We start from the raw sequence: 15,885 nt of genomic DNA on the forward strand, positions 1-15,885 counted from the left end.
CATGGAGGCCCCGACCCACCTGCTGGGGATGCACCTGGCCAATCCGGTCGTGGTCGGCTCCGGCCTGCTCACCGACCAGGAGCGCAACATCCGCAGGCTGCTGGACGCCGGCGCGGGCGCGGTGGTCACCAAGACCATCCACCCCAACCCGCCGATCGGCCTGGACGAGCGCCTCGTCAGGCTGCCCACCGGAATGATCAACAGCACCACCTACTCCAAACGGTCCGTCGAGCACTGGGTGCGCATCCTGCGCGACCTGACCAGGGACGGGCTGCCGGTCATCGCGTCGCTGCACGCCGACAGCCCGGCGGAACTCGCCGAGTTGGCGGCCCGCGTGGAGGCGACGGGCTGCCGGGCACTGGAACTGGGCATCTCCTGCCTCAACGAGGAGGACGGCCTCGACGACACCCCCGAGCGAGTGCACGCCTACACCGCGGCCACCCACGCTGCGACGCGGGTGCCGTTCTCGGTCAAGCTGGCCAGCGGGGAGGGCCTGCACGCCCGGGCGTTCGCCGCCGCCCGGGCCGGCGCCGACGCGGTGACCATCAGCGACACCCTGCCCGCCGCCGCCGTGCACCCGGAGACCGGTGACCTCCAACTCGGCGGCGTGTTCGGCTACTCCGGACCGGGCATCAAGCCGCTCGTGCTGGCCTCCCTGTGGAAGCTGCGCCGAGCCGGGTTCACCCTTCCCGTGCTGGCCTCCGGCGGCGTGCAGTCGGGCCGGGACGTGCACGACTACCTGGCGGTCGGCGCGGTGGCGGCCCAGGTGTACACCGCGCTGCACACCGACATGTACCCCACGCTCACCCGGATCGTGGCCGAGACCACCGGAACGGACAACACCGGGACGGGGAACGTCAACGCCGGGATTACCAACGCCGGGAACACCGGCCGGGGCCTCGAACCCGCCACCGGCGCGAACCGATCCGGGCAGGTGCGGCCATGACCCCCCGCAGCGCCGGACCGCAGCTGTGCGACCTGAGCAGCGCCGACGTCCTGGCGGCCACCACCGGGCGGACCGTGGTGTGGCCGGTGGGAGCCACCGAACAGCACGGTCCGCACCTGCCGCTGTCCGTGGACACCGTGCTCGCCGAAGCGTTCGCCCGACAGATCGCCTACGAGCTGAACGCCCTGACCCTGCCGACGCAGTCCATCGCGGCGCGGTCGCTTCCGCAGAGCGGCGGCGGCCTGGCCTTCCCCGGCACCGTCTACGTGCGCGGTCGGTCCCTGCTGGCCTTCCTGGAGGACGCGCTGGAGTCGCTGTGCGCCCTGCCGTGGAGCCGACTGCTGGTCGTCAACGGCCACTTCGAGAACGAGCCGTTCCTCTTCGAGGCCCTCGACGAGGTGGGCCGACGGCCGGCGGCCGCGGGCAAGGAGTTCATCGCGCTGAGCTGGTGGAGCCTGGTCGACACCGACTGGCTCGCCGGGCGGGTGCCGCTCTTCCCGGGGTGGCACGCCGAGCACGCGGGGATCACCGAGACCAGCCTGATGCTCTACCTCCGCCCGGAGCTGGTCTCGCCCGCACGGCCCGACCACGCCGACCCACCCCGCCCGGGGATCTACCTGCACCCCGCCGACGTGAGCCGCACGACCAACCAGGGTGTCCTGTCGAGTACTTCGGGCTCCACCGCCGCCCTGGGCAAGGAGCTCTTCTGGCACGTGGTCTCGGCCGCGGTCGACCTGGTGTCCCAGGGCGACGGACTTCTGCACGATCTGCACGAGGAGAAGCCGTGACCGTACCCACCCTCTGCGTGAGCAACGCCGTCGACACCCTGCGCGACTTCGCCGTCCGCGCCGACGACGTCGACGAACTGCTGTCGGAGTGCTACGCCCAGCAGGACCAGGCGCTGTTCTGGGGGCCGCTGGACAAGATGCTCATCACCTACGAGCCGATCGGAGACCTGGACTGGCAGCGGAAGTTCCTGGAGATCGACGGTGTGGTGAACCTCAGCCCGGCGGGCCGCACCGGCTCGCTGTTCGCCGACATGCTCGCCGATCCCGAACTGATGGCCGCCGTGGCCGCCCACGCCGGGCCGGGCCGCAGACTCCGGCTGATCCCGCACACCACCACCGCCGACCTGTGGCGGTTCACCGAGGCCCTGCGCACCCGGTACGACGTGGTGACCGAACTGCCGGAGAGCCCGCCGCAGCAGTCCCTGCGCGACCTGCTGGACACCAAGACCGGCCTGCGCGACCTGGCCACCGATCTCGGCATGACCGACGGCCCCTGCCGCATCCCGCCCGGCACGCACTGCGCCGGGAAGCAGGACGTGCCGGCCGCCGTCCGGGACATGCTCGCGACCGGCACGCCGTGCATCGTCAAGGCGGATCGCGGCGAGGCGAGCCTCGGCCTGCTGATCTTCCGGCCCGGCGACGACGACATCGCCGAACGCCTGGCCGGAAGCACGTTCTACGACGAAGACGCCGTGGTCGTCGAGGAGTTCCTCCACGGCGACATCACCTTCCCGTCCGTGGAGTACATGGTGCCGGCGGACGCCCCGCCCCACCTCTGCTACACGACCGACATGCTGTTCGAGGGCGCCACGCACCTGCGCGGCAACGTCACCGCGCGCGAGCTGCGCCGCGCATGGTGGTACCGCCCGCTGACCGAGGGCGGACTCCGGCTGGCCGAGGAGATGCAACGGCGCGGCTACCGCGGGCGCTTCGGCATCGACGCGATCGCCCGCGACGGCGTCGTCTACCTGCACGACCTCAACGCCCGCCGTACCGGGTCGAGTCACGTGCACGAGTTCGGCGAGCACCTCATCGGCCCCGGCTACCTCGACACCCACGCGGTCGGCAACTACGACTTCTACGGCCTTCCGGCCGGGCTGTACCTGCCGGAAGTGCTGCGTCTGCTCGGACCGCTCGTGGCCTCACCCCGACACGCCGACCGGGGCGTGGTCCCGACCGAGCTGACGGACCTTCAAACTGGCAGACTGAGCTGCATGTTCTACGCCCCCAGCCTCGCCGAACTGCACGACCTGATCGACCGAGCCAGGACGGCTCTGGACCTCGGCCGGTGAGCAGCCCGCTGCCCGTGGTCGGGACGGCCCGGCGCTGGCTGGTGCTGACCGTGGTGCTGCTGTGCTTCCTGCCCGCCGCCGTGGACGTCACCATCCTCACCATCACCGTCCCGACCCTCGCCCACGAACTGCGGGCATCCCCGACCGAACTGCTGTGGGCGGTCGACGTGTACTCGCTCCTGATGGTCGGACTGGTGCTGGTCAGCGGGCCGTTGGGCGACCGGATCGGGCACAAGCGGCTGCTGCTGGCCGGGTTGGCCGTCTTCAGCGCGGCCTCCGCGCTGTGCGCGCTGGCACCCGGTCCGCCGGCCCTGATCGGCGCCCGGGCCCTGCTGGCGATCGGCGCGTCGATGATCATCCCGGCCACGCTGGCGCTGATCCGGCAGACCTTCGGCGACGGCCGCGACCACGCGGTGGCCATCGGGGCGTGGAGCGCGGTCGCCGCCGGCGCCTCGGCGCTGGGACCGGTGGCCGGCGGCTTCCTGCTCCAGCACTTCTGGTGGGGCTCGATCTTCCTGGTCAACCTGCCGATCGTGGCACTGGCCGTGCCCGCCGTGGCACTGCTGCTGCGCAACGAGGTCGAGTCCGAACGGCAACCGTGGGAGGCCACCTCGCCCCTGCTCTCGATGGTGGGGTTCCTGGGCTGCGCCTACGCCATCATCGCCTTCACCCACGACGGCGTCGGCATCCCGGAGGTGGTGCTGCCCGCAGCGGCGGGCCTGACCGCGCTGGTGCTGTTCGTACGACGGCAGCAGCGGATGCCGCACCCGATGCTGGACCTGTCCCTGTTCCGGCTGCCCGGGCTGCGCGCCGGAGTGGTGGCCTCGGTACTGCCGGTGCTGGTGATGGTCGGCTTCGAACTCCAGCTGGTGCAGTACCTGCAGATCGCCAAGGGACTGTCGGCGGAGGCCGCCGCGCTGTACCTGATCCCGATGCCGTTGGCCGCGACGGTGGCGGGGCCGGTGGGCGGACTGCTCCTCTCCCGCCTGGGACAATCGCGCGCGGGCGTACCCGCCGGCCTGCTGCTCGCGGTGACCGGATACGTGCTGGCCGCCTCCGGCACGGTGGTCCCGCTCGGGCTGGCCCTGATCGGGTTCGGCCACGGCCTGGTCCAGATGGTCGCCTCGAACCTGATCATGACCACCGCGCCGTCCTCCCAGGCAGGCGCGGCGGCGGGCATCGAGTCCGTCGCCTACGAGGCCGGCGCCGGCCTGGGGATCGCCGTCTTCGGCACGGTCACCACGGTGGCCTACCGACTGCTCCTCCCCCCGGGCACGTCATCGTCCCCACTGGACGCGGGCGCCTCCCCGGAAACCGCCCAGGCCTTCACCGACGCCTTCCACACCACCACCTGGCTGGCTGCCGCCCTCACCCTGGCCACGATCCTCCTGGCCACCCCGACGAGAACGTCGACGCGATCCGTCGCATCCAACGCAGCCGGCGCAGCCGCAGACGCCTCGACGTCCTCGGCCCCGCCGGGTCCGGGGACGAGCAGCACACCGAGCAGGAGACAGCCGAACGAACGGACCTGACTGCGCGGAAGGGGGTCCTCCACGACTGTCCGGCGGGGCGGCGCAGAAGCGGGGCGACGCAGGGCCCGTGTGCACGGCGGCCCTGCCGGGATGATCCTGAAGAGCAGGGGCAGCAACACACGAGGCGGCGATGGACACCACACACGCAGCACCGGGAGAGACCGAGGCCTGGGTCGTGGCGCAGCCGGGGCCGGTGGGTACGGCACGCCCGGGGCCGCTGGTGTGGGAGCGGCGGCCGCTGTCCGCACCCGGACCGCAGGAGATCCTGGTGGAAGTGGAGGCGTGCGGGGTGTGCCGTACGGACCTGCACTTGGCCGAGGGGGACCTCGCTCCCCGGGTGGCACGGTGCTCACCGGGGCACGAAGTGGTCGGGCGCGTACGGGCGGCCGGTCCCGCGGTCGAGGAGTTCACCGTCGGGGACCGCGCCGGGGTGGCCTGGCTGGCCCGGACCTGCGGCAGCTGCGGGTACTGCCGGACCGGGCGGGAGAACCTCTGCCCGGATTCCCGCTACACCGGCTGGGACCGGCACGGCGGCTACGCCCGCCACGTGGTCGCGGACGCCCGTTTCGCCTACCGCCTGCCCGAAGGGCCGCCCGCCGAGGAGCTCGCCCCGCTGCTGTGCGCCGGGATCATCGGCTACCGGGCGCTGGAGCGGGCCGAGCTGCCGTCGCGCGGGCTCCTGGGCATCTACGGCTTCGGCGCGTCCGCGCACCTGACCGCCCAGCTCGCCCTCGCCCGGGGCGCCCGGGTGGCCGCGTTCACCCGAGGTACGGCGGCCCGACGGCTGGCGCTGGAGCTCGGCGCCGAGTTCGCCGGCGACTCGTACGACCCGCCCCCCGAACCGCTGGACGCCGCCGTCCTCTTCGCCCCGGTCGGCGAACTGGTGCCGGTCGCCCTCGCGGCGCTGGACCGGGGCGGCACGCTCGCGGTGGCCGGCATCCACCTCAGCGACATCCCGCCACTGAACTACCAGCGGCACCTCTTCCAGGAACGCACGCTGCGCAGCGTCACCGCCAACACCCGGGCCGACGGACAGGCCTACCTGGCCGAGGCCACCCGGACCCGCCCGGTGGTCCACGTGCGCCGCTACCCGCTGCGGCACGCCGACGCGGCCCTCGGCGACCTCGCCGCGGGCCGCGTGACCGGAGTCGCGGTCCTCGTCCCGGAGTAGGCGAAGGCGGGCCGGGCCCCGACGACCGTGGCGCCCTGTGGCTGGTGGGGGCGCTGGGATCGTCTGCGCCCACCGAAAAGCCCAGGCCGGGGACCCAACCCCGACCTGGGCTTCGGTGTCTTCGGTGCGCTGTCAGCGGCGGGCGGTCATCGAGATCCGGGCGAGGACGGCGGCCGCCTGCGCCGGGTCGGCGCGGAGCCAGGCGGCCAGGTGCTCCCGGACGGCCTCGGCGACGCAGGCACGGACAGGCCCGTTGCCCAGTCTGTCGCGGGTGCACCCCTCGAACTCGGGGCGATCGAGCTTCACCGACACGACCGCCGTCAGGCCCGCGCCGAGCTGGGCGGGGGTGAGGTCGGGGTCGGACGGGGTGAGCAGCTGCTGCTCGCGGGCGTAGGCGTTGACTGCGGCCGCCAGGCCGTCGCGGAAGCCGAGCTCGTGCGTGCCGCCGCCGGTGGTCGACCGGCCACGCCGCGTGCGTCGAGCGGGACCCCATCCTCGCCTTCGGCCACCTCCGGCTCCTCGATCTGCGCCCGGAGCACGTCGACGCCTGGGTCACCGCCCAGCTGGAGGCCAACCGCGGGCGCATCACCGTCTACCGGGCCGTGTCCACGCTGCGCAACGCGCTGAACGCCGCGGTGCGTTCGTGGGGGCTGCGCTACAACCCGGCCAAGCACTCCGTGCCGGCCAGGCCCCGCGCCGCCGAACGCATCTGCTGGACCCCCGAACAGGCAGCCACCTTCCTGCAGCATGGTGCAGAGCAGTACGCGGACCAGCTGACCGATCTGTTCGAGGTCATGCTCGGCACTGGTATGCGCCGCGGCGAGGCCCTGGCCCTGCACTGGTCGGACGTCCACCTCATGGACCGCAAGCTCTACGTCCGCTGGACCCTCGCCGCCATCGACAACGGGAAGATCCACCTCCGCGAGCCCAAGACCGAGGCCAGCCGCGCCTGGATCAGCCTCTCCACCAGAGTCATCGCAGCCCTCCATCGCCAGCGCGATCCAGATGGCCGCCCACCCCGACGCCCGGCTCGAGGGCCCGGTGTTCGCCCGCCCCGGCGGAACACCGCTGCGGCCCCAGTGGGTCCTCGACCAGCTCCGCAAACGCACCGCCGAACTCAACCTGCCGAAGATCGGCCTGCACGACCTGCGCCACACCGCAGCCAGCATCATGATCGCCGAGAACATCCCCGTCGCCGTCATCTCCAAGACCCTGCGCCACACCACCCTCGCGACCACCATCAGCCTCTACGGCCACCTCTTCAAGGACTCCGCCGACCAGGCCGTCAACGCCCTCGCCCGGGCACTCGATCAAGCCCAGGCAGGCCGGCTCCGGGCCGTCCCCCGTGGCGACGACGACCTGCCACTCGCCGCATAGCCGCCCGGTCGGTCGGTCACCCGACCTGCCGGGCCGGACCGCAAGTGCCCCGTCGCCATTCCTGCCCGGTTGCGCGGACGGTGGACGGAGGCACGCAAGATGCCTCCGTCCACCGTCCGGTGCGGGCTCGGCCGTTCAGCGGCGGAAGCCGCGGCGGGGGTCGCGGGCCGTGACGTTCCCGAACGGTTCGAACCAGGCCTGCGCGCGCAGGTCACCCACACCGAGCTGCCGGTTGGCGTCGCCGTCGGGGTCCTCGATGCCGTCGAAGCGGGAGCTGTAGAGCATGAGGACGTCGGTGTCCTGGAAGAACATGTCCGTGCAGGCGCCGAAGTCGTAGTCGTCGCGGTGCGTCGGCAGTGTGCTGTGCGTGCCGTGCCCGGTGCCGTCGGAGTCGTCCCCCAGCTCGTCGGCGCTGTCGCCGGCGTCGTCGATGGCGAGGTGCAGGGCGAGTTCCTCGGCGGTACAGGTCGGCCGCGGCCAGTGGCCGCGTTCAAGGTCGTCGGCGAGGTCGTCGGCGGCGCGGGCGAAGCAGCGCCGCCACTGGAGGTCGGTGGCGAAGGTCAGCTTCGGCAGCCGCGGGAACACCCCCCAATCGCCCTCGTGCTTGTCCGGGACGAGGCGCCCGTCACCGAGTTCCTCGGCGTCCTCGTACGCCTCGTCGGCCAGCAGCGACAGCGCGGTGTGGAGGAGGTCGGCCGTGCGGGGAGTCAGCTGCCACAAGCAGCTCTCCTCCTCACACTCCGGGTCCTCGCAGTGCGGAGGCTCCACAGGGAAGAGCGCCGCGAAATCGGGAAGTTCCTCCCCACGGCTGTGTTCAGGGGACTCCCCGGCCTTGGCGGCACGCGGGCCGGGGCCGAAGTCCGCCACGACCGGCTCCACACTCCACTCGGCGACCTCGTCGCCCTTGTCCCACCGCAGCAGAGAAAGATGGCTGCGATCGGTCAGGGCGTCCGCCCCGTCGACGTCGGCAGGCGGGTCCGCGAGCCACATCACCGCGCCGACCACGTCGTACGGATCGTCATCGTCGAGCTGATCGGCCGGCATCGGTTCCCATCCCTGTTCGCCCGCGGCGTCCAGCAGGGCCTGCCGGTCGTGGACGTGGAACTCGCGGAGCGAAGTGATCCGTACGACCTGGCCCGGAAGGTCCCTCAACCGAGCCTTACCCCGCGCGGGGCCGCCGGATTCCGCGGCCTCGTCGTTGTCGCCGCCCTCGCTGTCCGCGCCGTCGTCCTGGCCCGGGTCCTCATGCGCGGATCCTTCGGGCCAGGCGATGAGCGTTCCAGCGGCGACCGGCCAGGTGCCGGAGAGCACGTGGGCCACGGCCTGCCGGAGTGAGGACGCCGGAGCGTCCGGCAACTGCCCGCACAACCCGTCCACGGACTCGGTGTACAGGACACCCGCCGCCCGGCTCAAGGCCCGGCGCAGCAGTTCGGCCGCGCGGTGGGCGAGTTCGGGGTCACGGCAGGTGAGGACAGCCTGGAGCGAGTCAGGGCCGTCGTCGTGGGCGAGGAGCGCGAGGACACGGCTCTTGCTGGGGGTGTGTTCGCACAGGAAGTCGCGGGGTGAGGCGGCGAGTTGGTGCTCGGGCATGCGGGGAACTCCGGTGCGGTGAGGCACGCCGCAGGCACGCGGCGTGGTAGATGGTGGAGTTCCGCTGGTGGGCGCGTTGCTGACGCACCTCCGGACGGTGGAGAAGAACTCGGCCGAGGCTGGTTCCGCCGATGCTGTCGGCGGTCCGGACCTGGTCCTGCCGGACACCGTACCCGAGCCGCCGAGGAGTTGTCCCCCACGGCTACTGTGCCGCTGACGGCACAGTAGCCCCGGGCGGCCGTGGCCCCAGGGATTCCCTGGCGCGTGGCCACCTGCGGACGGCAGCGGAGCGACAACGGCACGGGTGTCAGTGGGACCCGCTAGCGTGCCAGCATGCCGTCAACTACCGCCTCTGTCCGCCGTGTCCCGCTCGGCCGCACCTTCACTCCGGAGATTCCGCTCGGCCCTGCCGGGAACATCACCCTCGCCTGCTACGCCGCGGCGTCCGGCAAGGGCAAGCTCCATGGCGACGAGGCCTGCGGCCCGCTGCGGTTGGCGTCCTTCGTCCGCAGCGCCGAGATCCCGCTGGGTGAGGCTGTGGGACGGCTGTGCGGGAGCTGCCGGTGGCCGCTTCCCGTCGACAGTCCGATCCTCAGGCTCCTGGTGGCGGTCATCGACATCGGCGCCCTCGAGTTCTGGCTCGACCGGGAACCCGACTCGGAGGAGGAGAAAGCGGAGGAAGCGGATGCCGCGCTCGCCCTGGCCATCGGCGAGTACCCCCCGAGCAATATGGGTGAGCCGTCGGACGAGGCGGACGGCGAAGCCGGGGAGCTGGAGGAGGACTTCGACGACGAGGCGTGGGAGCGCCACTCCCGCGCCCGGGAGACGCGGCGCCACCGCCATGAGCACTGGCGCCGCCTGCACACCTACCTGATCAGGAGCAACAAGGCCCTCCAGGCGTTCCCCGTCCTGCAGCCCTGGGCCGAGCCGTTGCAGGCCAGGTTCGCCGAGGTCATCGAGGAAGAGCGCCGCGCGTTCGCGGCCTTGGTGCAGCCGGTCCCGCTGGTGCAGGCCGCGGCGGTCAGACTGCTCCCGGAGCCGGAGTTCACACCGGGCCAGGAGTTCGCGGGTCTCGGCGCCGATGCGGCCAAGGTGGTGCAACGTGCCTGGCGCGCCTGGAAGCACCGGGCGTCCTGGTCGTGGCGCCGCCTGGAGGACAACGACTTCGCGGTGTCCTCCGTGGTGCGCGACGCGTTCGGCCGCCGCCGCAAGGGCCGACCGGAGACCGAGGCCGCGTTCGACGAGCTCGTCACGGGCTGGATTCGCGAAGTCCGCCGACAGGCCGCCCTGCACGGCGAAGCCCCGCGGCAGTTGCTCGCCGTCAAGATCCCCACGGTCGAGAAGGAGCCGTACGAGGAACGGGCGCACGATCCGCTGACGCAGTGGGAAACGGCCGTCATCGCCACCTACCAGGTCGCGGCCGACTGGCCGGCCGGCACGGTGGCACTGCTCGTCCCGCATCTCGTCGGCGAGCACCTCGTCGCAGGAGCCACCGGCGCCATGCCGGTCACCCGACTCGCGGTGCCGGACTCCGCACTTCCCGTTCACGCGTTGCTCCAGGCCTGGCAACCGGAGGCCGACGACGAGGAATGAGCAGTGCCCCAGGCATAGCAGGTGGCATGGCTGTGCCCGGCAGGCCCGGCCTCTCGTCGGCCGCCCGCTGTCCTCGGTCCGGCAGGCCTCCGCGCCGACCGGAAGCCGGAGCCCGGAACACGCAGGGCCGCTGCGCTGTCAGCAGTCCCGCTCCGGGAGCACGCGCAGGGCGAGGACGGATCCGTCCGGGTGGATGGAGACGGGGCCGTCCCAGTCGTCGTCCCAGGTGGCGGTCGGCCACGAGGAACGGCGGGCGTGGGCCTCCTCGCGGTAGTGGGTGAGGCGGCGCTCGACGAGGTGCTCGAAGAGGTCCTCGGCCACGCCCGAGAAGGCCCCCACCCGGGTGCGGTTGAGGCGCAGGACATGGTCGGTGCCGACGAACGGGACGCCGAGGAGTTCGTGGTCCGCGTCCTGGACGCTGCCGATCGCGGCATGCGAGATGCCCTCGTTGATGGTCGGGTCGCCCAGGGGAATCGCACTCCCGGGCGACCCGACCGTCAGGGTGGCGCAGGCCCGGGCGCGGGGAGGCCGGCGGCTGGTGAGGATGAGTGGGAAGCCGTGCCATCGGGGCCCGGCGGTCCATGGTCGGAAAGGGGTTGTGCTGTGCACGGAACAGCGGATTCTGTGGCACGAGGCGGGCGGCGGGAGCGCCGTGGCCACGGCGGGAGAGGTGTGCTGGCGGTGACCGGGGCACTGACCCTTGGCTGCGCTTGCCTGTGCGGGTCGGCGGTGGCCACCGTGCCTGCCGCAGGGGGCGCACAGCTGAGTGCCTCCGGTGAGCAGGCGTTCACCGCGTCGGGGACTTTCACGGTGCCCGCAGGTGTCACGCAGGTGCAGGTGTTCGGTTGGGGTGGGGGCGGGCGTGGTGGTCCGGGCGCCGGAGGTGCCGGGGGCAGCGGCGGCGGGGGTGGCGGGGACCCCGAGCCGCTCGGGTCGCTGATGGGTGGCGGTGGCGGTGGCGGTGGTGGCGGCGGAGGAGGGGGCGGCGGCGGGGGTGGCGGTACCTCCGGGTCCTACGCGACGTGCACGTTCACCGTGACCGGGGGGACCGTGCTGAGGATCGTCGTCGGTTCGTCGTCGGGCGAGGGTGCGCCCGGGACCGGCGGCGGGAGCGGTGCCGGCGGTCTGGCCGGGACGCTGCTCACGAGCGGGTTGCCCGGCTTGTCCGGCGGCGGGGGCGGCAATGCCAAGACGTCGAGCGTCAGTGGTGGAGGTTCGACCGTTGTCCTGGTAGGCAGGGGCGCATATATGGCGGCAACTGCGGGCCAGCCGGGCGGCCTGACCACGGGGTCGTCGGAGGCCGGGGGCGGCACCAGTGGTGGAGGGGGTGGCGGGGGCGAGAACGGTAAAACGGGCCAGAGCGGTGGCGCTGGCGGGTCGGGCGGGCAGGCGGGATCGGGCGGATCCGGCGGTGCCCCCGGTAGCAGTGGCGGGTCACGTGGGGGTCTGTGCGCTGGTGGGACCGGCCTGACGACCGCCAAGGGGACGGCCGCAGCCGGCGGGAGCGTCGGCGGGGCGGGTCTGCCGGGTGTGACCGGTGGCCAGGGAAAATCCACCGGGGTGGGCGGTGCGGGTGGGTCCGGCGGCCGGGGCGGCGCCGGCGGCACCGGAGGCTCGGGCGGTGCGGCACCGGCCGGGGCGGTCACCCCGCCCGCCGGCGTCGCGATGGGCGGCACCGGAGGCAACGGCGGTGAGGGCGGCACGGGTGGCCAGGGCGGCCGGGGCGGCACCCGTGAGGAGACTGGCAACAGCTCCGGCGTGGATGGTTCCCCGGGCGCCTCCGGCCAGCCGGGGAACCCGGGTGGCAGTGGCTATGTCCTGATCATGTGGTAGCGGAGACGCCGTTTCTGCGCAGGTGGTGGTGGAACAGGACGCGTCCACCGCGGGGATGGCGGCAGGCCTGGCGGTGGTGGCCTGGGCAGTGCCCGGTGCGGCGATGACGGCGGCCTGTCGGGCGTTGCGGTGTGGCCAGGGCCGGGCGGGGATTACCCCGAGCCGACTCCTGGAGTCGCGGCGGGGCGCCCCTCCTCGCACTGTGGGTGCATGAGCGACAACCAATGTGTGACGCGTGGTGGGCCTCGTCCGAAAGCCGGCCGGTCCCGCGCGGTATGTGCCACGGTCGGCGCGATGAGCCTGGCGGGCGCGTTCGCGCTCCCGGTCGGCCTGGCCGTCCCCGCCTCCGCGATCTCCTCCACCACCCAGACCTTCACCGCCGACGGCACCTTCACCGTCCCGGCCGGGGTCACCAGCATCGCCACGATCCTCATCTCGGCAGGTGGTGGCGGATCCGGTGGCGGGGGTGGCGGCAGCGGCCTCTACAACAGGCTCGGCGGGGGCGGCGGTGGAGGTGGGGGCGGCGGGGGTGGCGGTGCCCGGGTGGCGTGCACCCTGACCGTCACCCCCGGCCAGGTCCTGACCCTCACCGTCGGTACCGGCGGCCAGGACGGTGCCGCCGGCGCCGCCGGGCTCGGCGGCCTCCTCGATCCCAACGGCGGCCCCGGCGGTGACGGCACCAAAGGCGGCCGGTCCGCCCTCGCCATCAGCGGGAGCACCCAGGCCTCCGCCGGCGGCGGCGGCGGGGCCAGCGGCGGCTTCGGCGGGACCGGTCCCCTGCCCCTGGGCCCTGGTGGCCTTCTCGTGCCAGGAATCGGCGGCAACGAGGGCAACGGCGGCTACGGCGGCGGCCTGTTCGGCGGCTCCACCTGTCAGGGCAGCCAGTTCAGCGACAGCGTCGGAGAAGAAGGCGACGAGGGCGGGCGCGGCGACGGCGGTGGCACACCTGCCGGCGGCCCCGGCGGTAGTGGTGCTACCGGTGGCGCGGCGGCGTCCCCGGTACCGGCCACCTGCCCGATCGGCACCGGCAGCGGCGGCAGCGGCGGCCCCGGCGGAAACGGTGGCGGCAACGGCGGCAACGGCAACCTCGAACCACCGGGAAGCCCCGGCACCGCCGGCACCGCCGGCAGCAACGGCTGCATCACCCTCACCTACTGACGGGCGCCGGCGCCGAACAGCAACCGTGAAGCGCCGTCCGCGTTGCCGTCCCAGCACGCGGACGGCGCCGGCTGTCGGGGTACTGACTCACGTGCCCAGGCAGGTGCGAAGTGACGTGCTCGGCCGTCAGGCACTGGACCAAGGGTGAAGTCGCCTGCGGGCGAAGCTCCAGCAGTCCGACGCCGTGGAGCGCCACCTTGCCCGCGCCATGTACGGGGACCGCTCGAACATCCACGTCCCCCACGAGATGCGTCGGCTGATCGACGAGCGCGAGTGGTTGGCCGTCTTCCTCCTACTCGCGTACGCGGCGGAGTTGAACGTGGTCGCGCACCTCCGGGCGCACGTGCAGCACAGCCCAGCCCCACGTCGCGCCCGGCCGACGCGAAGCTCTCCTGCGTAACCGACTCGAACGTCTGCGGTACCGCTCCGCGATCCTCGACGGTTTCCTCGCGGCCGTCGGCCTCGCTCTCGGCCTTCCACGGCCCTCACCCTGAAGCGCCGAAGCCGGCAGTGCTGCTTGAGAACGGTGTCAGAAGGTGAGGGTGATGCAGCCGTTGCCACCTGCGGTGCCTGCCGTGCCGGGGCCGCCGGTCCTGAGGACGGGGGCGGGGTGGTTCTGGCCGGCGCCTCCGCCTCCACCAGCCCCGTCTCCGCCACCAGTGAACGTCTCACCAAAGGAGTTGCCGTAGGTCACCTGTGCGAACGCCGCACCGACGTCGTTCAGGCCTTCCCGAACGGAGAGGCTCTCCTACGGCTGGCCGCTGCCGTGCTCTTCGAGTTGCACGACGAGTGGATCGCCTTCTCCCGCAGCCACCTGCCCGAAGGAAGCAGGGAGCAGCTCTACCCCGACAAGCTCCCCAAAAGCGCCCCCGCGCTTCCCAGCACCACCAACGCGACGCTTGGTTGATCGGCTACACCACAACGAGGGCACAACCGCCGTCTTCGAGGACCAGCGGGCAGCCGGGGCGGCGGGGCGGCCAGGACTGGCCGGTGATCGGGAATCAGCTCCGGCCAGGGGCGGCCGTGCGGGTCGGTGCCGCTGGTCGTCTCGTGTGCGGCCCCTTCCCCGCCGTTCGCCGCATCGCGCCGCCAGGCGCCACCTGATTGGCCTGCACTGCTGTCAAGCCAAAGGTGATCTGTGCACGATTTACTTGCGTCGGTGAGGCCATCGGTCTGGCACAAGGCCTGAGGTGTCCGGGGCACTCGCCGCCAGGCCGAAGCAGCCTCACCGAAGGAGAACATCCGTGAGTACACCGTTCGCTCCCACTGGCCCGGGCAGACCGCGGCGGATGCCCGCCGTGTCCTCGGCCTTCGTGGTCCTGGCCGCCATGGCGGGCGCCCTCGCCACGCCGTCTCCCGCTGGCGCGGCCTACGCCCAGGCCCGGCAGACCGTCTCTCAGCCGACGCAGCCGAGCAATCAGATGGCGTTCACCGGGAACGGAGAGTTCACGGTTCCGGCGGGGGTGACGTCAGTGACCGTGTACCTGTGGGGCGGTGGCGGGCCGGGTGCGGCCAGTAGCGGTGGTGGCGGCGGGGCCGGTGGCGGGGGTGGCGGCGGCTCGAATCTGGCGATCCCCGACACGCTGGGAGGGGGCGGTGGCGGCGGTGGGGCTGGAGGCGGCGGCGGCGGTGGTGGCGGCGGCGGTGGTGGCGGCGGCTATGTCGCCTGCACGCTTCCCGCCACCCCCGGGTTCACGTTGGAGGTCAAATTCTCCACGAGCCCCGAGTCGCGTCCGGGGGGCGGCGGGGCCGGGGGCGGTGGTGGCGACGGCGGAATCGTGCTCACCAACGGCGGGTCAGGGGCCGCCGGACGCGAAGGAGGCCGGGCCACGTACGGACCCAGGCACGGCACAGATGTGGACGTGTTTGATCCGCTCACCGGTGACGGGGCGCAGGCGAACGGCGGGGGCGCTGAGGGCACCCCGGCTGGGGCAGGCCCGGCCGGAGGCGCCGGCAGCGGGGGTGACGGCGGGGGGACCGGGGACACGAACCCCGGGGGTGCGGGCGGCACGCCGGGCGGGACGTCCACCGGGGGTGCCGCGGACACCCGCAGCTCATCGGGCTACTGCGACGGTACCAACGGGACAGCCCTGTCCGGCAGCCTCGGATCCGCGGGGCAGGGCGGCGGCGCGGGCGGTGCGGGTGTCACCGGCCGCCAGGGCGGGCGCGGTGGTCATTCCGGCCGGGGCGAGGCCGGTGGCCGGGGCGGGGCAGGAGGCGCGGGAGGTGCCGGAGGCGCCGGGGCCGTCGGCGCGCTGACCCCGCCCGCCGGGACCGGTGTCGGCGGCACGGGTGGCAACGGTGGCAACGGAGGCAGCGGAGGCCAGGGCGGCAACGGCGCCGGCGGTATCGGCGGAGGATCCAACGGATCCAGCGGTGCCAACGGGGCCACCGGGGCGGCCGGTGCCGCAGGCGGCCCCGCCTACGCGCTGATCACCTGGTGAGTGTCGGGCCGGAGTGATCACGCTGCTTCCCACCGCCCTGTCGGCGCCGCTCCGGCCGTCCTGGGTGAACCAGCGCAGGCGTGGGGGGGGGGTGGCGCCCGGGTGGGGGGGCCACCCCCCCCCCCCCCGTCACCACCGCCGGGCGGCGCCGCCGGGCGGCA

The 15,885-nt window shown here is 73.2% G+C and carries 11 protein-coding genes and 1 pseudogene; 9 read left to right on the top strand and 3 right to left on the bottom strand.

The annotated features are described in order from the left end of the window. The first annotated feature begins 1 nt into the window (after position 1). From ACFWPT_RS02070 to ACFWPT_RS02090, 5 genes are all read left to right on the top strand, one after another. The gene (locus ACFWPT_RS02070) at positions 2-946 is read left to right on the top strand and encodes a dihydroorotate dehydrogenase (protein WP_380478795.1); all 945 of its coding nucleotides are present in this window, start codon (positions 2-4) and stop codon (positions 944-946) included. Continuing rightward, a complete protein-coding gene (locus ACFWPT_RS02075) occupies positions 943-1,734 on the top strand; it encodes a creatininase family protein (RefSeq protein WP_380478797.1) in 792 nt (263 codons plus the stop codon). Before ACFWPT_RS02070 ends, ACFWPT_RS02075 begins: the two co-directional genes overlap by 4 nt. Beyond that, on the top strand, positions 1,731-3,026 hold the full coding sequence (locus ACFWPT_RS02080; protein ID WP_380478799.1) for a hypothetical protein: 1,296 nt from the start codon (positions 1,731-1,733) through the stop codon (positions 3,024-3,026). The genes ACFWPT_RS02075 and ACFWPT_RS02080 overlap by 4 nt, the downstream gene beginning before the upstream one ends. After that, positions 3,023-4,558, top strand: a complete 1,536-nt coding sequence (locus tag ACFWPT_RS02085; protein ID WP_380478801.1) for an MFS transporter — start codon at positions 3,023-3,025, stop codon at positions 4,556-4,558. The genes ACFWPT_RS02080 and ACFWPT_RS02085 overlap by 4 nt, the downstream gene beginning before the upstream one ends. Positions 4,559-4,688: 130 nt before the next feature. Then, positions 4,689-5,729 carry a zinc-dependent alcohol dehydrogenase family protein gene (locus ACFWPT_RS02090; protein ID WP_380478803.1) on the top strand — a complete coding sequence of 347 codons (1,041 nt, stop codon included), beginning with the start codon at positions 4,689-4,691 and terminating at the stop codon, positions 5,727-5,729. Between the two features lie 132 nt (positions 5,730-5,861). On the opposite strand, the pseudogene ACFWPT_RS02095 reads toward ACFWPT_RS02090, so the two are convergent. Continuing rightward, positions 5,862-6,173: pseudogene (locus tag ACFWPT_RS02095) on the bottom strand (hypothetical protein); the annotation flags it as partial. A 561-nt stretch (positions 6,174-6,734) separates the two neighbouring features. Here ACFWPT_RS02095 and ACFWPT_RS02100 point away from each other — a divergent pair. Continuing rightward, entirely contained in the window at positions 6,735-7,106 is a 372-nt protein-coding gene (locus ACFWPT_RS02100) for a tyrosine-type recombinase/integrase (RefSeq protein WP_380478805.1), read from the top strand. A gap of 135 nt (positions 7,107-7,241) precedes the next feature. Here ACFWPT_RS02100 and ACFWPT_RS02105 read toward each other — a convergent pair whose 3' ends face one another. Further along, positions 7,242-8,696, bottom strand: a complete 1,455-nt coding sequence (locus ACFWPT_RS02105; protein ID WP_380478807.1) for a hypothetical protein — start codon at positions 8,694-8,696, stop codon at positions 7,242-7,244. A gap of 333 nt (positions 8,697-9,029) precedes the next feature. On the opposite strand from ACFWPT_RS02105, the gene ACFWPT_RS02110 reads away from it, so the two are divergent. Beyond that, entirely contained in the window at positions 9,030-10,289 is a 1,260-nt protein-coding gene (locus ACFWPT_RS02110; RefSeq protein ID WP_380478809.1) for a hypothetical protein, read from the top strand. A 138-nt stretch (positions 10,290-10,427) separates the two neighbouring features. On the opposite strand, the gene ACFWPT_RS02115 is transcribed toward ACFWPT_RS02110, so the two are convergent. Beyond that, positions 10,428-10,898, bottom strand: coding sequence for a hypothetical protein (locus ACFWPT_RS02115; protein ID WP_380478811.1), 471 nt, complete (start codon positions 10,896-10,898; stop codon positions 10,428-10,430). 1,518 nt (positions 10,899-12,416) lie between these two features. Here ACFWPT_RS02115 and ACFWPT_RS02120 point away from each other — a divergent pair. Then, positions 12,417-13,280, top strand: coding sequence for a hypothetical protein (locus tag ACFWPT_RS02120; protein ID WP_380478813.1), 864 nt, complete (start codon positions 12,417-12,419; stop codon positions 13,278-13,280). A gap of 610 nt (positions 13,281-13,890) precedes the next feature. Continuing rightward, complete coding sequence (locus tag ACFWPT_RS02125; protein ID WP_380478815.1) at positions 13,891-14,187, top strand: transposase; 297 nt, start codon at positions 13,891-13,893, stop codon at positions 14,185-14,187. The last annotated feature ends 1,698 nt before the right edge of the window (positions 14,188-15,885 follow it).

This window comes from Kitasatospora sp. NPDC058478, assembly GCF_042720345.1.
Taxonomy (GTDB): Bacteria; Actinomycetota; Actinomycetes; order Streptomycetales; family Streptomycetaceae; genus Kitasatospora.